We start from the raw sequence: 19,281 nt of genomic DNA, 5'->3' as shown, positions 1-19,281 counted from the left end.
ATCCGCTAAGAATAGCCTTATAAGGCTTTTATCCTAACCATTAGTCTGCGTATTAATATTTGTTCATCTTTCTGGAATATTCTTTCTGGCCCGATAATCACCTCCGGAATAATAGTCAGAGTTGCTGATTAAATATTGATCAGCCTGTTTATAAAATAGCCTGAAAAAGATACGCAGATTAATGTGTCTGCAGGGGGAAATGAAAAACTTTTGTTAAATAAAACCAGGGTGTTCTGACATTTCCGGGCGAGTTCCCCGCGTAATGGCTGCACCAGCGCGAGGCAAACTGCGCTAAAACAGGGCAGTGGAGGGGCTTTTCTGGAGAGATAATTTATCAGCGATCACAAAAGCGATATTTCATCCCGTGAATGCATAATTCTGCTGTTTAAAACCCGGTTCTGGCGCTGCAATCAGACAACTATTCACTATATATGCAAATTAAGTGAATATTGTCAGCATGTAACTCATTGATATTACGTCGTGAAGACCATTTTATGCATTAATTCTCTGGCTGGCACGTTAACTGCACTCTACAGTAGGGCTGCACTACAACATCTTTTAACAATTTTAAAACATAAGCTTTACCCGGCCGGTAAAGTAAAGCAGGAGAGTGGGTTATGGCACTGCACGTTTCACGTCACGATTTCGATCAATGGATGATGCCGGTTTATGCGCCTGCGACTTTTATACCGGTTCGCGCGGAAGGCTCCACCGTCTGGGATCAAAACGGCAAAGATTATATCGACTTCGCCGGTGGCATCGCCGTCAATGCGTTAGGGCATGCGCATCCGGCATTACAACAGGCGCTGCAGGAACAGGCCGCACGTTTATGGCATACCGGTAATGGCTACACCAACGAACCGATCCTGCGGCTGGCGAAGCAGTTGATCGATGCCACCTTCGCTGACCGGGTGTTCTTCTGTAACTCCGGGGCGGAGGCGAACGAAGCGGCGCTGAAACTGGCGCGCAAGGTGGCACATGATCGTGTTGGTCCGCATAAAAGTGGCATCGTGGCGTTTAAGAATGCATTTCATGGCCGCACCCTGTTTACGGTAACAGCCGGTGGTCAGCCCGCTTACTCAAAAGATTTTGCGCCGCTGCCGCCAGAGATCCAGCATGCCCCGTTTAACGATCTGGCGGCGGCGGCTGAACTGATTAATGACCATACCTGCGCAGTCATTGTTGAACCGATTCAGGGTGAAGGTGGCGTGCTGCCTGCCGATCCGGCGTTTCTGCGTGGATTGCGTGAGCTCTGTGATAAGCATCAGGCTTTGCTGATTTTTGATGAAGTGCAGAGTGGCGTTGGCCGTACCGGTTCGCTTTATGCCTACATGCATTATGGCGTCACGCCGGATGTGCTCACCAGCGCCAAAGCGCTGGGCGGCGGCTTCCCGATTGGTGCGATGCTGACGCGCGAAGATCTGGCGCTGGTGATGGGCGTTGGCACCCACGGCACCACCTATGGCGGCAATCCGCTGGCGGGCGCAGTGGCAGGTAAAGTCATGGAGCTGATCAACCAGCCTGAACTGATGGCGGGTGTAACAGAACGTCACCAGTGGATTGTTGCGGCACTGGATGAGATCAACCAGCGTCTGCATCTGTTTAAAGAAGTGCGTGGTCTTGGCCTGCTGATTGGCGCGGTGCTCAGCGACGATTTTGCCGGTAAAGCCAAAGCGATCAACCTTGCCGCCGCGGAAATGGGCGTCATGGTGCTGATTGCGGGTGCCAATGTGGTGCGTTTTGCCCCGGCGCTGAATATCAGTGAGCAGGAAGTGAAGCTGGGCATGGCCCGCTTTGCCGAAGTGTGTGAAAGCCTGGTGCGAGGGTCAACATCATGATGGTAATCCGTCCGGTTGAACGCGATGACTTAAGCCAGCTGATGGCGCTGGCGGGCAAAACCGGTGGCGGGCTGACCTCGTTACCGGTTGATAGCGCGACGCTTCAGGCGCGTATCGATCGATCGCTGCAGACCTGGGAGGATTCTCTGCCACGTGCCGAACAGGGCTATGTCTTTGTGCTGGCCGACAGCGAAGATAACCGCGCCGTCGGTATCTGCGCCATTGAGGTGGCGGTGGGTCTGCAGGATCCCTGGTACAACTTTCGCGTCGGTACCCAGGTGCACGCCTCAAAAGAGTTGAATGTTTATGCCGCGCTGCCCACTCTGTCGCTGAGTAATGACCATACCGGCAGCAGTGAGCTCTGCACGCTGTTTCTCGATCCCGATTACCGTGATGGCAAAAACGGCTATCTGCTGTCGAAGTCACGCTTCCTGTTTATGGCCAGTTTCCGTGAACGTTTCACCAACCGGGTGGTGGCCGAGATGCGTGGCGTCAGCGATGAGCAGGGCCATTCGCCGTTCTGGGAGAGCGTCGGCAGCCGCTTCTTCTCTATGGAATTCAGCAAAGCGGACTTCCTTAGTGGCACCGGACAGAAATCGTTTATCGCTGAACTGATGCCGAAACATCCGCTCTACATCGACTACCTGACACCGGAAGCGCAGGCGGTGATTGGACAGGTCCATCCGCAAACCGCGCCTGCGCGGGCTGTACTGGAAGCGGAGGGCTTCCGCTACCTCAATTATGTCGACATTTTTGATGGCGGCCCGACGCTGGAGTGCGATATCGATCATATCCGCGCCGTGCGTAAAAGCCGTCTGCGCAGCGCAGAACGGGGCGAAAACCCGGCTGATGCACCGCTCTGTCTGGTTGCCAATAGCGATTATCGCCAGTTCCGTGTGGCGCTGATTCCGGCAAAGGCTGACAGCGACAGCGTGCAACTCACGGATGAACAGATGCGGGCGCTCCATTGCCAGCCGGGCGACAGCCTGCGCGTGGTGACGCTCTGCAAAGAGGAGAAAACAGCATGACACATCTGATAAATGGACAATGGCTGGACGGTGACGCTGAGATTCTGACGAAAGCGGATCCGGTCAGCGGCGAGACGTTATGGCAGGGTCACGCGGCATCAGCCGCTCAGGTCACCGCAGCCTGTGAGGCGGCGCGCGACGCATTTCCAGCCTGGGCCAGACGCCCGCTGGCGGAACGGCAGGCGATCGTCGAGAAATTTGCCGCCGGGCTTGAGGCGCATAAAACGGCGCTGGCGGAAACCATCGCCCGTGAAACCGGCAAGCCGCGCTGGGAAGCGCTGACCGAAGTGGGCGCGATGATCAACAAAATCGGCTTTTCGGTGAAGGCCTACCATAGCCGCACTGGTGAACAGCATGAAGGCGAAAGCTCGCTGCGCCACCGCCCGCATGGGGTACTGGCGGTGTTTGGTCCCTATAACTTCCCGGGACATCTGCCAAACGGCCATATCGTTCCAGCGCTGCTGGCGGGCAACTGTGTGGTATTTAAACCCAGCGAACTGACGCCGCTGACCGCCGAAAAAACCGTTGAGCTCTGGCTGGCTGCGGGCCTGCCTGCCGGCGTGCTGGCACTGTTACAGGGCGGACGTGAGACTGGTCAGGCGCTGGCCAACTGTCAGCAGATTGATGGCCTGCTGTTTACCGGCAGCGCCCATACCGGCTATCAGCTGCATCGCCAGTTTGCCGGTCAGCCTGAAAAGATGCTGGCGCTGGAGATGGGCGGTAACAATGCCCTGATTGTTGAAGATCCGGCGGACACTGATGCGGCTGTCAACATCACGTTGCAGTCAGCCTTTATAACCGCCGGTCAGCGCTGCACCTGCGCGCGGCGTCTGCTGGTCAGACGCGGCGATGCAGGGGATGCGTTTCTGCGGCGACTGGTGGAGGTGGCGGGGCGACTGCAACCCGCCGCCTGGAATACTGAACCGCAGCCGTTTATGGGCAGCGTGATCTCCACCGGCGCAGCAGAGAAGATTATGGGTGAGTGGCAACGGCGGGTTGAGGCGGGCGGCGAGGTGCTGCTGGAAATGCGCTGGCCGGATCGCCACAGTGCCATCCTGACGCCAGGTATTATCGATTTAACCGGCGTGCAGGGCATTCCGGATGAAGAGGTCTTTGGTCCGCTGTTAGGCGTAGTCCGCTATGAGACATTTGAAGAGGCGATAGCGCTGGCGAACCAGACCCGTTATGGCCTGTCGTGCGGATTGATCTCGCCTTCACGCCAGCAGTTTGATCAGCTGCTGCTTGAAGCGCGTGCCGGTATCGTCAACTGGAACAAACCGCTGACCGGCGCAGCCAGTACCGCACCGTTTGGCGGCATTGGTGCCTCGGGCAACCATCGCGCCAGCGCCTGGTATGCGGCGGACTACTGCGCCTGGCCGATGGCCTCGCTGGAGACGCCTGACCTGACGCTGCCCGCCACGCTGTCGCCGGGCCTCGATTTCTCCACCCAGGAGACGACGTCATGAAGGCAACCGAGGCCAACTTTGATGGGCTGGTGGGGTTAACACACCACTATGCCGGGCTGTCGTTTGGCAACGAAGCCTCGACCCGCAATCAGCTGCAGCCGTCGAATCCCCGTCTGGCGGCAAAGCAGGGGTTGCTCAAGATGAAAGCGCTGGCCGATATGGGCTACGTTCAGGGGGTGATCCCGCCGCATGAGCGGCCCAATATTGCGGCGCTGCGCCAGCTCGGCTTTGGTGGCAGCGATGAGCAGGTGCTGGCTGCGGCCGGCAAAACTGCACCGGGATTACTCTCCGCCGTCAGTTCAGCCTCGGCGATGTGGGTCGCCAATGCTGCCACGGTCTCGCCGTCAGCGGACAGCCTTGATGGCCGGGTTCACCTGACGGTGGCGAACCTTAACAACAAATTCCACCGTGCGATAGAAGCGCCGGAAACGGCCTGGCTGCTGCGTTCCATCTTCCGCGACGATCGCCATTTTGCGGTGCATGATGCTTTGCCGCAGGTGGCGATGTTTGGCGATGAAGGGGCGGCGAACCATAACCGACTGGGCGGCGCCTATGGTGAGCGCGGCGTGCAGCTGTTTGTCTATGGCCGCGACAGCAGCCATGAGGGCAAAGCCCCGCAGCGCTATCCGGCACGTCAGACCCGGGAAGCCAGCGAGGCGGTCGCCCGTCTGCATCAGCTCTCACCGGAAAGCGTGCTGTATGCGCAGCAGAATCCTGCGGTGATCGATCAGGGCGTGTTCCATAACGATGTGATTGCGGTAAGTAATCAGCAGATGCTCTTCTGCCACCAGCACGCCTTTGTTAATCAGCCTGAACTGCTGGCGCAGCTTCGGTCGCGCGTTCCCGGTTTTGTGGCGCTGGAAGTGCCGGAAAATCGGGTGTCAGTGAAAGATGCGGTGGAGACCTATCTGTTTAACAGTCAGTTGCTGAGCCGTCCCGACGGCACCATGATGCTGGTGCTGCCGGAGGAGTCACGTCAGCATCCGGGTGTCTGGCGCTATCTCTGTGAACAGGTTGAGGCTGACACGCCACTCAAAGCCCTGAAGGTGTTTGATCTGCGCGAAAGCATGTATAACGGGGGTGGTCCAGCCTGCCTGCGTTTGCGGGTGGTGCTGACACCACAGGAGCAGCAGGCAGTGAATCCGGCGGTGCTGATGAACGATCGGCTCTTCAGCACGCTGAATAACTGGGTTGACCGTCATTACCGCGATCGCCTGACCCAGGCCGATCTGGTCGACCCACAATTGCTGCGTGAGGGACGCGACGCGCTGGATGAACTGACGAAGCTGCTAGACTTAGGAAATGTATATGCATTTCAGCAGTGAAGGAGGGGGCAGCACAGGCTGCCGCCTGCTCAGGGCGAAAAGGAGGAACGATGCAGGACTTTTTACAGCAAACGCTCTCCGGCGAGGTGCCGCGTAAGCGTAGTGGTGAAACGGCGCATCTTCGCTGGCAATGGTTGTATCACGGCATACTGTTGATGGAGCCGACGGTGCCGGTTAAACAGGCGCTTGTGCTCTCTGCCGGGATCCACGGCAATGAAACGGCCCCGGTAGAAATGGTGAACCAGCTGGTTAATCCGCTGCTGCGGGGCGAAAAGCCGTTACAGCAGCGCATGCTGGTGATTCTGGGTAATCCCTCAGCGCTACGCACCGGTAAGCGCTATGTGCGTTATGACATTAACCGGCTGTTTGGCGGACGCTGGCAGCAGATTGATGATGGTGATGAGGCACGCCGCGTGCTGCGGCTGGAGCAGGCGCTGGAGACCTTCTGGCAGCTGGGCGAGTGCGATGAAACGCGCTGGCATCTCGACATGCACACGGCTATTCGTGGCTCTTATCATCCTCAATTCGGCGTAATGCCGCACAATGAACGCCCCTGGCCGCCCGCGTTTCTTGACTGGCTGGCCGCTGCCGGGCTGGAAGCGCTGGTGTTCCATCGCTCGCCGGGCGGCACCTTTACCCACTTCAGCTGCGAGCACTTCGGTGCGGCCAGTTGTACCCTGGAGCTGGGCAAAGCGCTGCCGTTTGGCGAAAACGACCTCAGTCAGTTCAGTGCGGCACAGCAGGCGCTGGCGTCTTTACTCTATGGCGAAGCGCTGCCTGCGGCGGCGGTTAAACCGCGTCACTATCGGGTCGCGCAGCAGATCACCCGACTGAGTGAGCACTTTACGCTGCATATGTCGCCGGAAACGCTGAACTTTACCGCGTTTCCACAGGGGACGTTGCTGGCGGAAGATGGTAGCACCCGCTATTACGTGCAGCAGGCGCGGGAGTATGTGCTGTTCCCTAACCCTAACGTGGCCGCCGGGCTGCGTGCCGGACTGATGCTGATTGAAGAGAGCGAACAGACCCAGGCGCTGCCGGTCTGATAGCGGTTGTTAACAGCGCAGACCATCGGCGCTAAAAAACCGACAGGAAAAGTGGAAGATCGGCTTCCGCTTTCCTGTCGTAACCCTTACACTCCTCCATGATTTCTGCCAAATTCGCTTTAAATTCATAAACATTTTCAATTCCTCACGCCTTTCTTCTTATTCTCTTCATGATTGCCCGATTTTTATCTTTTATGCTTTCACGGCTTTACTCAGGCTCTGAGTAGTTGACGTTCAGCGTCGTATGCTTGTTTCCGAAGACGCGACAGAGTGCTGTCGTCATTATCATGAATTATAAGGACACTATTATGCGCAAACTGACTTCCCTTTTACTGGCTTCTTCGCTGGCGTTTGGTGCAGCCAGCGCCGTCCATGCAGCCGCTGACAACCTGACTCCACCGCCAGCAGGCAGCGAAAAAGCGATGCACAAGCCGCCAATGCGCCACGGCATGGAGATGATGTTTAAAGGTCTGAACCTGACCGACGCGCAGAAAACTCAGATGCGCGACATCATGAAAGAGAGCCACAAAGATATGAAACGCCCGTCACTGGACGAGCGTCGTGCGGCCCACAGCATTATTGCCTCTGACAGCTTCGACCAGAGCAAAGCAGAAGCACAGGCAGAGAAGATGTCCGCCAATGCCAAAGAGCATGCGCTGAAGATGCTGGAAACCCAGAACAAGCTCTATAACGTGCTGACGCCGGAGCAGAAAAAACAGTACAACGCTAACTTTGAAAAGCGTCTGACTGAGAAAGGCCCGCACGAGGGCAAAATGGCACCGCCAGCAGAACCGGCTGAATAACACTCGTTAAGCGAACGGTCTGAGACCGCCGGCGCTGTCCACTGAAGGTGAGTGGGCAGCGTCGGCGGTTTTTTTATAGCGGCAAAATAGGGTAGGCACCTGACAGAATCGGGCGGCAGAGGATTTTGTAGCCGTCGTGATCAAAACCGCCTTTGGGCCGCTGCAGTTTTCTGGCCTCATCCATGCTGCTGACCGAACCGAGATAGAACCAGTGGTCGATAACGTGGATCTGCGTCATCTCTTTGCCTTCCTCCACCAGCCCCACGGCACCCTGCCACGGCCAGCAGAACACCCGCACGTTTTCCAGCGCCTCCAGCAGTCGATCCTGATGATCGCTGACCGGCTCTTTTCCACAGCAGGCCCCGGCGCAACGGCGCAGTGCCGAGCGGAAGCAGCCTCGCCCCGCACTCAGCGCTTCCAGACCCAGCAGGCCATGACAGAGCTGATACTCATCCGCGAGCTGCTTGAGCCGTTCCAGCGCGGCGAAGCGACTGCGATAGAGCCCAAACAGGTTGGGGGACTGGCTGAAATCGAGGTCTTTTGCGTAGACCACATTCGGTTTGCCGTCGGTAATCTGCAATGAACAGAGCTGCCGGTTTTTGCGCAATCGCTTATTGAACAGCGGCTGCTGGGTTTTGATCATCTGCGCTTCCAGCAGCAGCGCGCCGAGGTCGCCCGCGGTAGGGATCCAGCTTACACGCCGCGACTGGCGCAGCATTTTCGCCTCATCCGGGGTGCGGAAATGGGACATCACCCGCGAACGCAGATTCACACTTTTACCGATATAGAGCGGCAGCGACTCACTTTCGCCATGAAAGGTATAGACGCCAGGATGATTTGGCAGGCCTTCCAGCCACTCACGCAGGTGTTCGGGATATTGATAAATTGCATTCGCGTCGGGTTCGGGGCGAAGTATGGCAGAACGTCTGACCAAGATGGACTCCATTTACTGGTTGTCCATACAGCATAACAGGCAGGTGAAATGATCGCCAGCCGTCTGGTTACAGAGACCGTGTTGCCCGCCAGCAGATCAGCGAGCCGAGCGTGATCATCGCCACGCCCTGCCAGAAGGCCAGCGGCGGCGTCAGGCCGAGCCACAGCGATCCCATCAGGGCCGACAGCACCGGCGTAAAGTAGGAGGCGGTGGCCAGCAGCGTCAGATTGCCCTGTTGAATCCCGTGATTCCAGGCGGAATAGGCGATGGCGGTGGAGAGCCCGACAAACAGCACCTCCAGCAGCGGCACCAGCGTAACGGTCATCGGTGCAGTGTGATCGCTGAAGGCATATTTCAGCCACAGCGCCAGTGCAGTCAGGATAAAAAACAGCGTGACGCCATTAGAACCACGGGCAAAGCGGCGGGTGAGATTATTGTAGAGCGCCCAGGTCAGGGCGGCGATAAAGGCCAGTGAATAGGCGACCGGGTTACGCAGCATATTCTGCCACAACAGCGCCGGCGATCCGCTGCCGCTGCCTTTCATTACCCAGACGATCCCCAGCAGCGACAGCAGCAGTCCTGGCCACAGCCAGACACGGAAACGCTGCTGATTAAATGGGATGGCCAGCACGATGGTCAGACAGGGCCAGAGATAGTTAATCATCCCCAGCTCCAGCGACTGGCTGCGATCGCTGGCCAGCCCGATGGCCAGTGCCAGACAGATTTCATAGCCGACAAAGAGTACGCCCCCCAGCCACAGGTAGATGGCGGGCATTGCGCCAGGTCTGGGCAGGCCCCGGCTCAGGCAAAGGAGACACGCCGTAGTAGTGTAGATCAGCGCCGCACCACCGGTGGCGCCAAAGGCTTCACTGACGCTGCGCAGCAGGCCAACGGTCGTACTCCAGAGCAGAATGGCGACAAGCCCGATGAGGGTCGCGCGCGAAACGGTGGCAGGCATGCAGCGATCAACAAAGTCAGTGAGAGAAGCCTCCCTTGCCGCGGCAAGGGAGGGGCAGGATTACTTCCAGAAGTCGTCGAATACCGTGATCGGCGGACGACGTTTGTGCTCGGTTTTCTGATACCAGCCTTCGATGATGCGGGCGCTGTCAGGATTGATGCTTTTGCCTTCCAGGTAGTCATCAATCATCTCATAGGTGACGCCCAGCGCCACTTCATCCTGCAAGCCTGGACGATCATCTTCCAGATCGGCAGTCGGTTTCTTCAGATAGAGATGCTCCGGGCAACCAAGGTGTTTCAGCAACTGCTTGCCCTGACGCTTGTTCAGGCGGAACAGGGGATTGATGTCCGTGCCGCCATCGCCATACTTGGTGAAGAAACCGGTCACGGCTTCAGCCGCGTGATCGGTGCCGACCACCACGCCTTTGGTCATGCCGGCGATGCTGTATTGCGCTTTCATCCGCTCACGGGCTTTTTCATTGCCGCGGACAAAATCGGAAAGCGTAATACCCGCCTCTTTCAGCGCGCGCTCACTGGCCAGCACCGACTCTTTGATGTTTACCACCAGCGAACGGTCGGGTTTGATAAAGGCCAGCGCGTCCTGACAATCCTGCTCATCCGCCTGCACACCATAGGGCAGACGCACGGCAATAAAGGTGTAGTCGTTATCACCGCTCTCCTGACGCAGTTCGGTGATCGCCCGCTGCGCCAGCGCGCCCGCCAGGGTTGAATCCTGACCGCCGCTGATCCCCAGCACCAGCGTTTTCAGGCCGCTGTGGCGTTTCAGGTAGGCTTTGAGAAAATCGATGCTGACGCGCACTTCCTGGTCGGCGTCGATAGTGGGCTTCACACCCAGGGCTTCAATAATTTCCTGCTGCAGTGACATGAACTTCTCCTCAGGTCAGTGGCCTGTCGGCTCGATGCGAACGTTTTATTAAAGCTAACGTGCCTTTGCGAAAACAACAAGCCAAAGCGGTAACTCATTACCATGAAACGTTGCGAAATCAGTGAGTTTTTACCTGCGGCAGCGGTTTTTTCGCCAGCACGTTAAACATCAGAATCGCCGTCATAAAGCAGCCAAAAATGGTGGCGCACATGCTCAGCACCGAGGTGCCGCCGATGCCGGTAATCGGCACGGTAATCGCACCCAGCGTGAACATCGTAACGCCTATCACTGCAGAGGCGCTGCCAGCGCGATGGCCCTGACTCTGCATCGCCAGGGACGAGGCGGTGGTAGCGATAACGCCGTTACTGGCAATGGTAAAGAACAGTGCCACCAGCAGCAGCGCTAAGGGAGCATGCAGCAACGCGGCCAGCAGCAGCAGACTGGAGGCGACAAAGGCCAGCGTCAGTCCGCCTTTCAGCACCCGATATTCGCCCCACAATGGACAGAGGCGGGCGCTGGTCTGTGAAGCAATCACCAGGCCAAACCCGTTGGCCGCAAAGCAGAAGCTAAAGGCCTGGGGCGAAAGACCATAGAGTTGCTGCAGCACGAACGGCGAGGCACCGATGTAGGCGAACATGCCGGACATCATAAATCCCTGGGTCAGGCAGAAGCCCATGAAGGGGCGATGGGTAATCACCTGACCCAATGCCGCGTAGGCGGAGAATATTGATCCTTTACTGCGGCGTGCCTCAGGCAGGGTTTCATGCAGCTTCCAGCGCGCCAGCAGGATCAGCAGAATGGCAATGCCGCCCAGCACCATGAAGATGCCGCGCCAGTTTAAAATCGTCATCAGCACGCCGCCTAATACCGGTGCGCCGATCGGTGCCAGACCGTTGACCAGCATCAGCAGAGCGAAGAATCGCGTCAGCTCATGGCCACTGTACATATCGCGTGCAATCGCCCGTGACAGCACCGCGCCGCCCGCACCTGCTAACCCTTCGAACAGCCGCGCCAGCAGCAGCTGGTTAATATCCTGCGCCAGCGCACAGCCCATCGAGGCGATAAACAGCAACACCAGTGACAGGGTCAGCGGGCGCAGGCGGCCGAACTTATCGCTCATCGGACCAAAGAGCAGCTGGCCAAAGCCGAGACCTAACAGGCCAGCGGTCAGACTCAGCTGCGCGGTAGCGGTTTCAGTGTGCAGGTCCTGGGCCATTTGTGGCAGTGCAGGGAGATAGAGGTCGATGCAGAGCGGGCCCAGTGCGGCCAGCAGGCCCAGCGTAATGGCATAAACCAGGCGATTGGAGTGTACAGGGGTCATTTATCCTCGGGATTGTCAGCGATGGGGTAAACAGAAAGCGGGTAAGGCTGCGAAAAACAGCGTCCGGTAACGCGACATTCACGCCGATCTGCGTCTGCGCGGATGACGGTGCGGTCTCTGAAAACGGGGCGCTATCGGGTGCCTGTTTTGCCGGGCAGTATACGTCTGCGTTGACAGCAAAACAGCCTTCTTTACGAAATCCTGACATTTGACAGGCCACTAATTGTTCGTCATAAACTTGATAAATCAGCATTTATGTTCCAGGCTTGTTTCCACATGGACAATAAATGAGGAACAACAAGATGAATAAAGTGATGGGATGTATCGCTGCGGCGCTGACGCTGGCTGCACTGTCTGGTTGTACGACTTACGATCGTGCGGAAAGCTACGTGACTAAGCCAGTGGTAAAGGATGTTAAAAAGGGTATGACCCGTGATCAGGTTCGTCAGATCGCCGGTACGCCTTCTACTGAAATCACCATGGTTCATGCGCGCGGCACCTGCCAGACTTATGTACTGGGTCAGCGCGACGGTAAAGCTCAGACTTACTTCGTGAGCTATAACGACACTGGCCGTGTCATGAACTACGGCTTCCAGAGCTGTGCGGAATATGACACCGATCCGCAGGTTCAGCAGTAACTCATAGCACCCCTGAATAGCAAACGGCCCGTCATTATGACGGGCCGTTTTTCGTTGTGGCGCTGACTACAAACCTGCCGGGCGCGGCACCTCAACATAATCGCCATCTATTTGTCGCTGGTAGAAGTGGCCAGCCTGCACATAGAAGCGTTTGCCGTTAAAGTCGAGTACCCGCATTTCACTGCTGACCCGCGACTCTGCAGGCGGCTCTGTCACCACATACTCATCGCCGTGACGCTGATAATAATTGCCGTTGAGCAGATAATAGGTCAGTCCGCCTATCAGCACCGCGGTTGCGGCTTCAGGCAAAAAGCGCACCGGCCCGGGCCCGCCCCAGTGTGGCCCGTGGCCGCCATGTCGACCCCATCCACCCGGCGGGCCCCAGTCGCCAGGATGAGAGAAAGCCAGAGCGGGTGTCAAAAGCGTCAGCGTCAGAAGCGAGGCGATTATCTTTTTCATCAGGTGTTCTCCTCATAAGACTGGATGCAGAATTCGCTTTTTACCCGGCAAAGACAAGCACTAAAGCGGCGATTTTTCGCCTGTTTACCATGCTTAACGCTTTCTTAACGGCGTTGCCATTAATGGGGGAGATTATGGAGAAGAAGGGCGGGAATAACCTGGCGCGGGCGCGCCAGGTTCAAAGCAGATTAGCGGTGCGCCAGTTCGGCGTTGTCGTCGCTTTCCAGGACGCGCTTATCGGTCATACCTAACCAGCGACTGGTGAGAGAACCGGCGGTCATGGAACCGTTGACGTTCAGGGCTGTACGACCCATATCGATCAGCGGCTCAATGGAGATCAGCAGCGCCACCAGGGTGACCGGCAGGCCCATCGCAGGCAGGACAATCAGTGCCGCGAAGGTTGCACCACCGCCGACACCGGCAACGCCTGCTGAGCTCAGCGTTACGATCCCGACCAGTGTCGCAATCCACAGTGGGTCAAACGGGTTGATCCCGACGGTTGGCGCAACCATCACTGCCAGCATAGTTGGATAGAGACCGGCACAGCCGTTCTGGCCGATAGTGGCACCAAAAGAGGCCGCGAAGCTGGCAATCGACTCAGGCACGCCAAGACGACGGGTCTGGGTTTCCACGCTCAGCGGAATGCTGGCTGCGCTGGAGCGGCTGGTAAAGGCGAAGGTAATAACCGGCCACACTTTACGGAAGAAGCGCATCGGGTTGATACCATTTACCGACAGCAGCAGGGCGTGGACACCAAACATGATGGCCAGACCGAGGTAAGAGGCGACCACAAAGCTGCCCAGCTTGATGATGTCCTGCAGGTTAGAACCGGCAACCACTTTGGTCATCAGCGCCAGCACACCATAAGGCGTCAGCTTCATCACTAAACGCACCAGCTTCATGACCCAGGACTGCAGCGTATCGATCGCGACCAGCACGCGCTGACCTTTAACTTCATCATCTTTCAGCAACTGCAGTGCAGCCACACCCAGGAAGGCGGCGAAGATAACGACACTGATAATCGAGGTCGGACTGGCTCCGGTCAAATCGGCAAACGGGTTTTTCGGGATAAAGGAGAGCACCAGTTGCGGCACGGTCAGGTCAGCCACTTTGCCGACATAGTTGCTCTGAATCGCACTGAGACGCGCAGTCTCCTGCACGCCCTGAACCAGACCTTCAGCGCTCAGGCCAAACAGGCCGGTCACGAAGACGCCGACCAGCGCCGAGATCGCGGTGGTAAACAGCAGTACGCCAATCGTCAGTACGCTGATTTTTCCCAGCGACGAGGCGTTATGCAGACGGGCAACCGCACTCAGAATGGAAACGAACACCAGCGGCATTACGACCATCTGCAGCAACTGGACATAGCCATTACCGACGATGTTAAACCAGCTGATAGACTCTTTGACCACTGCGCTGTTTTCGCCGTAGATCAACTGCAAAACCAGGCCGAACAGTACGCCGATTACCAGACCGGTCAGCACTTTTTTCGACAGGCTCCAGTTCTGACGGCTGAAGCGAGAGAGCAATACCAGCAGCACCACAAAGGCTACGATATTAAGCGTAAGAGGAAGGTCCATACTGAAACTCCAGAGTAATGCGGCCTTTCGCTCTGGAAAGGCCGCATAATGTTAATCACGAATTAAGACAGCAGGAATGGTAACAGCAGGCGAAGAGGGTGCCTTATATCCAAATGGCATGGTTTATAACTTAAAGGCGTTTTGTGCTGATTTATTGCGCAGTATGACTGGAAATCAACCGTCCGACGCCATTTTGTAGCGTATCGAACAGCTGTGACGGCCAGCCGTTTGCACCAAAAGATGGCATGCCCACCGGAAACCAGAGCGCATATCCCACCAGTCCCAGGCACAACGCCCGTTCAAGCTGGTTGCCTTTCTGACTGCGCAGAATCGGCAACCGGAAGCGCCAGCGGCAGGGCCACAGCAGCGGAACCCCGGCAGGCGTCAGCATATCGGCCACAATATGGCTAAGGTAGCCCAGCGTCAGACCCTGCAGGACATCAGGCGGTATCGGCGACGACTGGGGCAGGTTTATCTGAAAAAGCCATAAACCGGCGGCTATCGCCAGCAAACTGTGGGTAAAGCCGCGATGGCCGAACGCGCGCGCAATAGGATGAGAGAGCCAGCGCAGTCGCTGTCCCAGCAGAGATTTAGGGTGATCGATATCGGGCAACAGACATGTCAGCAGCGCTGAGGGAACAAGATGCCACCAGTCGGCCTGCGCCAGCACCGGTGTCAGCTCAGCACGCTTCGCAAAGATAGCGCTGGCAATGGCAAAAATGATGTGGCCTTCGCCCGTCATGATAGAACCTGGTTGCAAAGAAAACTGTCGATGCATCCAGTATAGGGATTTATCCAGTAAATGAGAACATGTGACGCTGTAACGAAGCATGAATATTATTAACAAGGCGGACAGCGATGAAACACTGTCCGCCAGTAAGATTAACGCGCCAGCCAGCCGCCATCCACCGCCAGGGTGTAGCCATTCACGTAGTCAGACGCGGAAGAGGCCAGGAAGACTACCGGGCCCATCATGTCATCCGGCACGCCCCAGCGGCCTGCCGGAATACGTCCCAGAATCTCTTCACTGCGCGACTCATCATTACGAAGCTGTTCCGTATTGTTGGTGGCCATGTAACCGGGAGCGATGGCATTGACGTTAATGCCATGTTTTGCCCACTCGTTCGCCATCAGACGGGTCAGCCCCATCACGGCACTTTTCGACGCTGTATAAGAGGGCACCCGGATACCGCCCTGGAAGGAGAGCATGGAGGCGATATTGATTATCTTGCCGCCATTACCCTGCGCGATAAACTGACGGGCAACCTGCTGCGACAGGAAAAACAGGCTCTTGCTGTTAAGGTTCATCACGTCATCCCAGTCCTGCTCGCTGAAATTCAGTGCGTCCTCACGGCGGATAATGCCGGCATTGTTGACCAGAATGTCAATTTTACCGGCAGCGGCCAGCGCCTGTTCAACCACTGAGGCCACCACGCTGGTCTGCATCAGATCGGCCTGCACCGGCCAGAACCGGCGACCCAGCGCCTCCACTTTACTTTGGGTATCATCCGGGCCATCACGGTTAACGCCGACGATATCACAACCCGCCTGGGCCAGACCCAGCGCCATACCTTGCCCTAAACCGGTGTTACAGCCGGTCACAAGCGCGACTTTACCTTCCAGGTTAAACGTACTCAGTACCATGGTATTTCTCCTCTGCTCAGCGCAGTTCACTGATTTTGACGTGGTCCATGTCATCAAAGACCTGATTCTCACCCACCATGCCCCAGATAAAGGTGTAACGCTGGGTGCCGACACCGGCGTGAATTGACCAGCTGGGTGAGATCACCGCCTGCTCGTTGTGTACCAGCAGATGGCGGGTTTGCTGCGGTTGCCCCATCATGTGGAAGACGGCGCACTCTTCGCTCATATCGAAGTAGAAATAGACTTCCATGCGGCGTTCGTGGGTGTGGCAGGGCATGGTGTTCCACAGGCTGCCTTCATCCAGTTTGGTTAAGCCCATGGTGAGCTGGCAGGTGGGCAACACATCCGGCACGATAAATTTGTTAATGGTGCGGCGATTGGAGGTCGCGGCATCACCCAGCGTCGCGGTGGCCGCTTCCTGCAGCGTGATCTTCTTGTCCGGGAAGGTGCTGTGTGCTGGCGCACTGTTGTAATAGAATTTGGCCGGCTGTGCCGGGTTCAGGCTGCGGAACTGCAGGTTGCGCGCACCTTTGCCGATGTAAAGTGCCTCTTCGTGACCGATTTCCCACGCTTTACCGTCAACTTCTACCAGACCCGGGCCGCCAATATTGATCATACCCAGCTCGCGGCGTTCAAGAAAATAAGCGACGCCCAGCTGTTTTCCCATTTCATCACCGATAGTGACCGGATTATTCACCGGCATGACGCCGCCAATAATGATGCGGTCGATATGGCTGTAGGTCAGGGTGTAATCATCGGCAGTAAATATCTTCTCAATCAGGAACTCGCGGCGCAGTGCTTCAGTGTCGAGTTGCTTAGCGTGATCGCTGTGAATGCTTTGACGAACGTCCATCTCAGGCCTCTCTGCAGGTCAGGTTATTCATGCCCCAAACGGGGACGCTTTTGGCATCTTAGGCAGAGCGGGATGGGAATTCAATAAAAATGAAACGTTGTTTTATTTTTTGCGGGTCAGATCAAGTGACAGGTGCAACAGGCAATAAAAAGCCCGCCATAAGCGGGCTGTTATTATCCCTGCAGATGCTGCAGGCTAAGCTGGGTCAGATTGTCCAGCCGGACATCCGCCAGCGTCCAGCGGGGATCGTCACGGTGTTCAGCGGCGGGCACCACAATCGATCGCATACGCGCTGCTTTGGTGGCGATCATGCCGTTAAACGAATCTTCAAGCGTGACGCAGTTGAGCGGATCGATCGCAAGGCTGGCGGCGGCGTTGAGATAGACCTGCGGATGGGGCTTGCTGTAGGGCAGCGCTTCTGCTGAAGCCAGCACATCGAAATAAGGGCGCAGATTGAAGATCTCCAGCACCTGTTCCAGCATCTTTAGCGGTGATGCGGAGGCAAGGCCGATTTTCAGCCCCTGTTCCCGGCACAGTTGCAGCGCCGTTTCCACGCCCGGCAGCAGTGGCCGCGTCTGATCCACCAGCGTCATGGCGCGCGTAATAATCCGCTCAGTGACCTCCTGCTGAGAGGGGCCATGCCAGGGCAGCGTTTCGTACCACATCCGTACAGTCTGATCGATGCGCAGACCCAGGGTATCGGGCATTTCACTGCGACGTGACAGGTCAACATCCACCGTTGAAAAGATATCCAGCTCAGCCTGATCCCACAGAGGCTCAGAATCGATCAGTAAGCCATCCATATCAAACAGGGCGGCAAGGACAGGGCGGTGATAAGGCATCAGGGGGTCTCCTTTTAAAGTCAGCATTACCTTAACATCATTCTTTACTGGCGCACGCTCTGCCTGACAGGCCACGCTTTATTTGGGAAATTTCACCGTTGGCAGGTAAACTGACGGCAAATTGGATTCCGGGTTCAGGAGATATTATGACCTATCAACAGGCTGGCCGTATCGCCATCCTCAAGCGAGTGGCAGGCTGGGTGCTCTTTTTAGTGGCGCTGCTGTCGACCATTATTTCTGTATTGAGCTTTATGTTTAAGCACAGCGAAAAGCAGCCAGGCATTGATGCCGTCATGCTCGATTTCGTCCACGTCATCGTCGACATGCTGCGCTTTAACACGCCATTCCTGAATGTCTTCTGGCATAACTCGCCGGTACCGGAATTTAATGGTCAGATGAACCTGGGTTTCTGGCTGATCTACATTCTGATTTTTGTCGGGCTGGCGCTGGAGTCGTCAGGCGCGCGGATGGGACGTCAGGCGCGTCATGTCAAAGAAGGCATTGAGGATCAGATGATTCTGGAGCAGGCAAAAGGCAGTGAAGGGCGTAGCCGTCAGCAACTGGAAGAGAAGGTGCGCGTACCTCGCCACACCATCTTCCTGCAGATCTTCCCGCTCTATGTCCTGCCGGTGGTGATTGCGATAGCCGGTTATTTTGCGCTGTCGCTGCTGGGCTTTATCTGACCGCGATCTTTGTCAGGCCGGTCTGGCCTGACTGGCGCCCAGCGCATCCTCATCCAGCAACTGGCCAATGGCGAACTGTGCATCGCCTGGCCAGTGCCCGCCAAAGACGTTAGCCCGGTTGAGCAGATAGTAGAGCTGGTAGACCGGCAGACGCTGCGAAAAACCATCCGGTAGCGGCCACACCGCCTGATAACCGTCGTAAATCTGGCGAGGCAGGTCAGGGTACCAGCTCAGCATGGCTAAATCGCACTCACGGTCGCCCCAGTAGCAGGCAGGGTCGAACAGCCAGGGGCCACTCTCACTGCTGGCGCAGTTAGCCGGCCAGAGATCGCCATGCAGCAGCGACGGCTGCGGATGATGTGACGCGAGCACCCGCTGCACGCAGGCAACGATCAGCTCTGTATCCCCGTACTGAATTCCCTTTTCTGCCGCCAGCTGCAGCTGCCAGCCAATGCGCTGTTCAGCAAAAAAAACCGACCAGCGTCGCAGCCAGCTATTGGGTTGGGGCGTCGTGGTGATGTTATTGTCGAAATCGAGGCCGAACTGCGTCTGCTCGCTCCACTGATGCAGATGCGCCAGTTGCTGACCGAGCTGATATGCACTCTGCTCATCAAGCGGCTGTGGCCTGATATATTCCAGCAGCAGAAAGCTCTCCTCGCGATGATGACCCACACCATAGACTTTAGGCACCCGAACCGTGCCGGTGCGCGCCAGCAAATCCAGCTGGTCTGCTTCCCAGGTAAAGAGCGACAGCATATCGCGGCTGTTACTTTTGACGAAGACGTCGTGATCACCGTAGCGGATCTGCCAGGTGGGATGGATATCACCCCCCGCGAGGGCGTGACGTTGAGTGATTTCGGCGTTGCCTAACTGCTCGCTTAACAGACGACTAATGGCTGACCACATTGGGCTATCCTCGTTATTCGCTGCGTAAGTTCGATTGTATTGCGTAAATATTCACCAAAAACCGCGCAATTG

Annotated in this window: 19 protein-coding genes; 8 read left to right on the top strand and 11 right to left on the bottom strand. The window is 56.8% G+C overall.

Annotated elements, in window-relative coordinates:
- Positions 1-617 precede the first annotated feature (617 nt).
- From OK409_RS06265 to spy, 6 genes are all read left to right on the top strand, one after another.
- Positions 618-1,838: an aspartate aminotransferase family protein gene (locus OK409_RS06265; RefSeq protein WP_010245746.1), complete on the top strand. Its 1,221-nt coding sequence runs from the start codon at positions 618-620 to the stop codon at positions 1,836-1,838.
- On the top strand, positions 1,835-2,866 hold the full coding sequence (gene astA / locus OK409_RS06260; protein ID WP_010245743.1) for an arginine N-succinyltransferase: 1,032 nt from the start codon (positions 1,835-1,837) through the stop codon (positions 2,864-2,866). Before OK409_RS06265 ends, astA begins: the two co-directional genes overlap by 4 nt.
- Positions 2,863-4,332, top strand: a complete 1,470-nt coding sequence (gene astD / locus OK409_RS06255; protein WP_163637141.1) for a succinylglutamate-semialdehyde dehydrogenase — start codon at positions 2,863-2,865, stop codon at positions 4,330-4,332. Before astA ends, astD begins: the two co-directional genes overlap by 4 nt.
- Positions 4,329-5,657 carry an N-succinylarginine dihydrolase gene (gene astB / locus OK409_RS06250; protein ID WP_033757456.1) on the top strand — a complete coding sequence of 443 codons (1,329 nt, stop codon included), beginning with the start codon at positions 4,329-4,331 and terminating at the stop codon, positions 5,655-5,657. The genes astD and astB overlap by 4 nt, the downstream gene beginning before the upstream one ends.
- 50 nt (positions 5,658-5,707) lie before the next feature.
- Positions 5,708-6,703 carry a succinylglutamate desuccinylase gene (gene astE / locus OK409_RS06245; protein WP_264366869.1) on the top strand — a complete coding sequence of 332 codons (996 nt, stop codon included), beginning with the start codon at positions 5,708-5,710 and terminating at the stop codon, positions 6,701-6,703.
- Between the two features lie 308 nt (positions 6,704-7,011).
- A complete protein-coding gene (spy, locus tag OK409_RS06240) occupies positions 7,012-7,506 on the top strand; it encodes an ATP-independent periplasmic protein-refolding chaperone Spy (RefSeq protein WP_010245731.1) in 495 nt (164 codons plus the stop codon).
- Between the two features lie 73 nt (positions 7,507-7,579).
- On the opposite strand, the gene cho is transcribed toward spy, so the two are convergent.
- The 4 genes from cho to OK409_RS06220 all read right to left on the bottom strand — a co-directional run bounded on the left by cho (position 7,580) and on the right by OK409_RS06220 (position 11,604).
- Positions 7,580-8,440, bottom strand: coding sequence for an excinuclease Cho (cho, locus tag OK409_RS06235; RefSeq protein ID WP_010245728.1), 861 nt, complete (start codon positions 8,438-8,440; stop codon positions 7,580-7,582).
- Positions 8,441-8,507: 67 nt separating this feature from the next.
- Positions 8,508-9,398 (bottom strand): aromatic amino acid DMT transporter YddG, encoded by an 891-nt coding sequence (yddG, locus tag OK409_RS06230; protein ID WP_264366868.1) that lies wholly within the window; start codon positions 9,396-9,398, stop codon positions 8,508-8,510.
- A gap of 60 nt (positions 9,399-9,458) precedes the next feature.
- Positions 9,459-10,283, bottom strand: coding sequence for an ammonia-dependent NAD(+) synthetase (gene nadE / locus OK409_RS06225; protein ID WP_010670018.1), 825 nt, complete (start codon positions 10,281-10,283; stop codon positions 9,459-9,461).
- 118 nt (positions 10,284-10,401) lie between these two features.
- A complete protein-coding gene (locus OK409_RS06220) occupies positions 10,402-11,604 on the bottom strand; it encodes a multidrug effflux MFS transporter (RefSeq protein WP_172608781.1) in 1,203 nt (400 codons plus the stop codon).
- A gap of 302 nt (positions 11,605-11,906) precedes the next feature.
- Between OK409_RS06220 and osmE the strand changes: the two genes are divergently transcribed.
- Positions 11,907-12,242, top strand: a complete 336-nt coding sequence (gene osmE, locus OK409_RS06215; RefSeq protein ID WP_010245718.1) for an osmotically-inducible lipoprotein OsmE — start codon at positions 11,907-11,909, stop codon at positions 12,240-12,242.
- Positions 12,243-12,308: 66 nt separating this feature from the next.
- On the opposite strand, the gene OK409_RS06210 is transcribed toward osmE, so the two are convergent.
- The 6 genes from OK409_RS06210 to hxpB all read right to left on the bottom strand — a co-directional run bounded on the left by OK409_RS06210 (position 12,309) and on the right by hxpB (position 17,620).
- A complete protein-coding gene (locus OK409_RS06210; protein WP_264366867.1) occupies positions 12,309-12,701 on the bottom strand; it encodes a DUF6515 family protein in 393 nt (130 codons plus the stop codon).
- Positions 12,702-12,889: 188 nt separating this feature from the next.
- On the bottom strand, positions 12,890-14,281 hold the full coding sequence (locus OK409_RS06205) for an L-cystine transporter (RefSeq protein WP_010245712.1): 1,392 nt from the start codon (positions 14,279-14,281) through the stop codon (positions 12,890-12,892).
- Between the two features lie 151 nt (positions 14,282-14,432).
- On the bottom strand, positions 14,433-15,023 hold the full coding sequence (locus OK409_RS06200; RefSeq protein WP_010245708.1) for a metal-dependent hydrolase: 591 nt from the start codon (positions 15,021-15,023) through the stop codon (positions 14,433-14,435).
- A 140-nt stretch (positions 15,024-15,163) separates the two neighbouring features.
- On the bottom strand, positions 15,164-15,925 hold the full coding sequence (kduD, locus tag OK409_RS06195) for a 2-dehydro-3-deoxy-D-gluconate 5-dehydrogenase KduD (protein ID WP_010245706.1): 762 nt from the start codon (positions 15,923-15,925) through the stop codon (positions 15,164-15,166).
- 16 nt (positions 15,926-15,941) lie between these two features.
- Positions 15,942-16,778, bottom strand: a complete 837-nt coding sequence (gene kduI / locus OK409_RS06190; protein ID WP_010670022.1) for a 5-dehydro-4-deoxy-D-glucuronate isomerase — start codon at positions 16,776-16,778, stop codon at positions 15,942-15,944.
- Positions 16,779-16,951: 173 nt separating this feature from the next.
- Positions 16,952-17,620: a hexitol phosphatase HxpB gene (gene hxpB, locus OK409_RS06185; RefSeq protein ID WP_264366866.1), complete on the bottom strand. Its 669-nt coding sequence runs from the start codon at positions 17,618-17,620 to the stop codon at positions 16,952-16,954.
- A 146-nt stretch (positions 17,621-17,766) separates the two neighbouring features.
- On the opposite strand from hxpB, the gene OK409_RS06180 reads away from it, so the two are divergent.
- A complete protein-coding gene (locus OK409_RS06180) occupies positions 17,767-18,303 on the top strand; it encodes a YniB family protein (protein ID WP_010245694.1) in 537 nt (178 codons plus the stop codon).
- Between the two features lie 12 nt (positions 18,304-18,315).
- Here OK409_RS06180 and OK409_RS06175 read toward each other — a convergent pair whose 3' ends face one another.
- Positions 18,316-19,209 carry a fructosamine kinase family protein gene (locus OK409_RS06175; RefSeq protein ID WP_033757473.1) on the bottom strand — a complete coding sequence of 298 codons (894 nt, stop codon included), beginning with the start codon at positions 19,207-19,209 and terminating at the stop codon, positions 18,316-18,318.
- Positions 19,210-19,281: the final 72 nt, after the last annotated feature.

It is taken from the genome of Pantoea sp. RG18, assembly GCF_025910075.1.
In the GTDB taxonomy this organism is placed as follows: domain Bacteria; phylum Pseudomonadota; class Gammaproteobacteria; order Enterobacterales; family Enterobacteriaceae; genus Pantoea; species Pantoea agglomerans.
The sequence above is the reverse complement of the archived record's forward strand: the minus strand, read 5'-3'. Positions and strand labels throughout refer to the sequence as shown.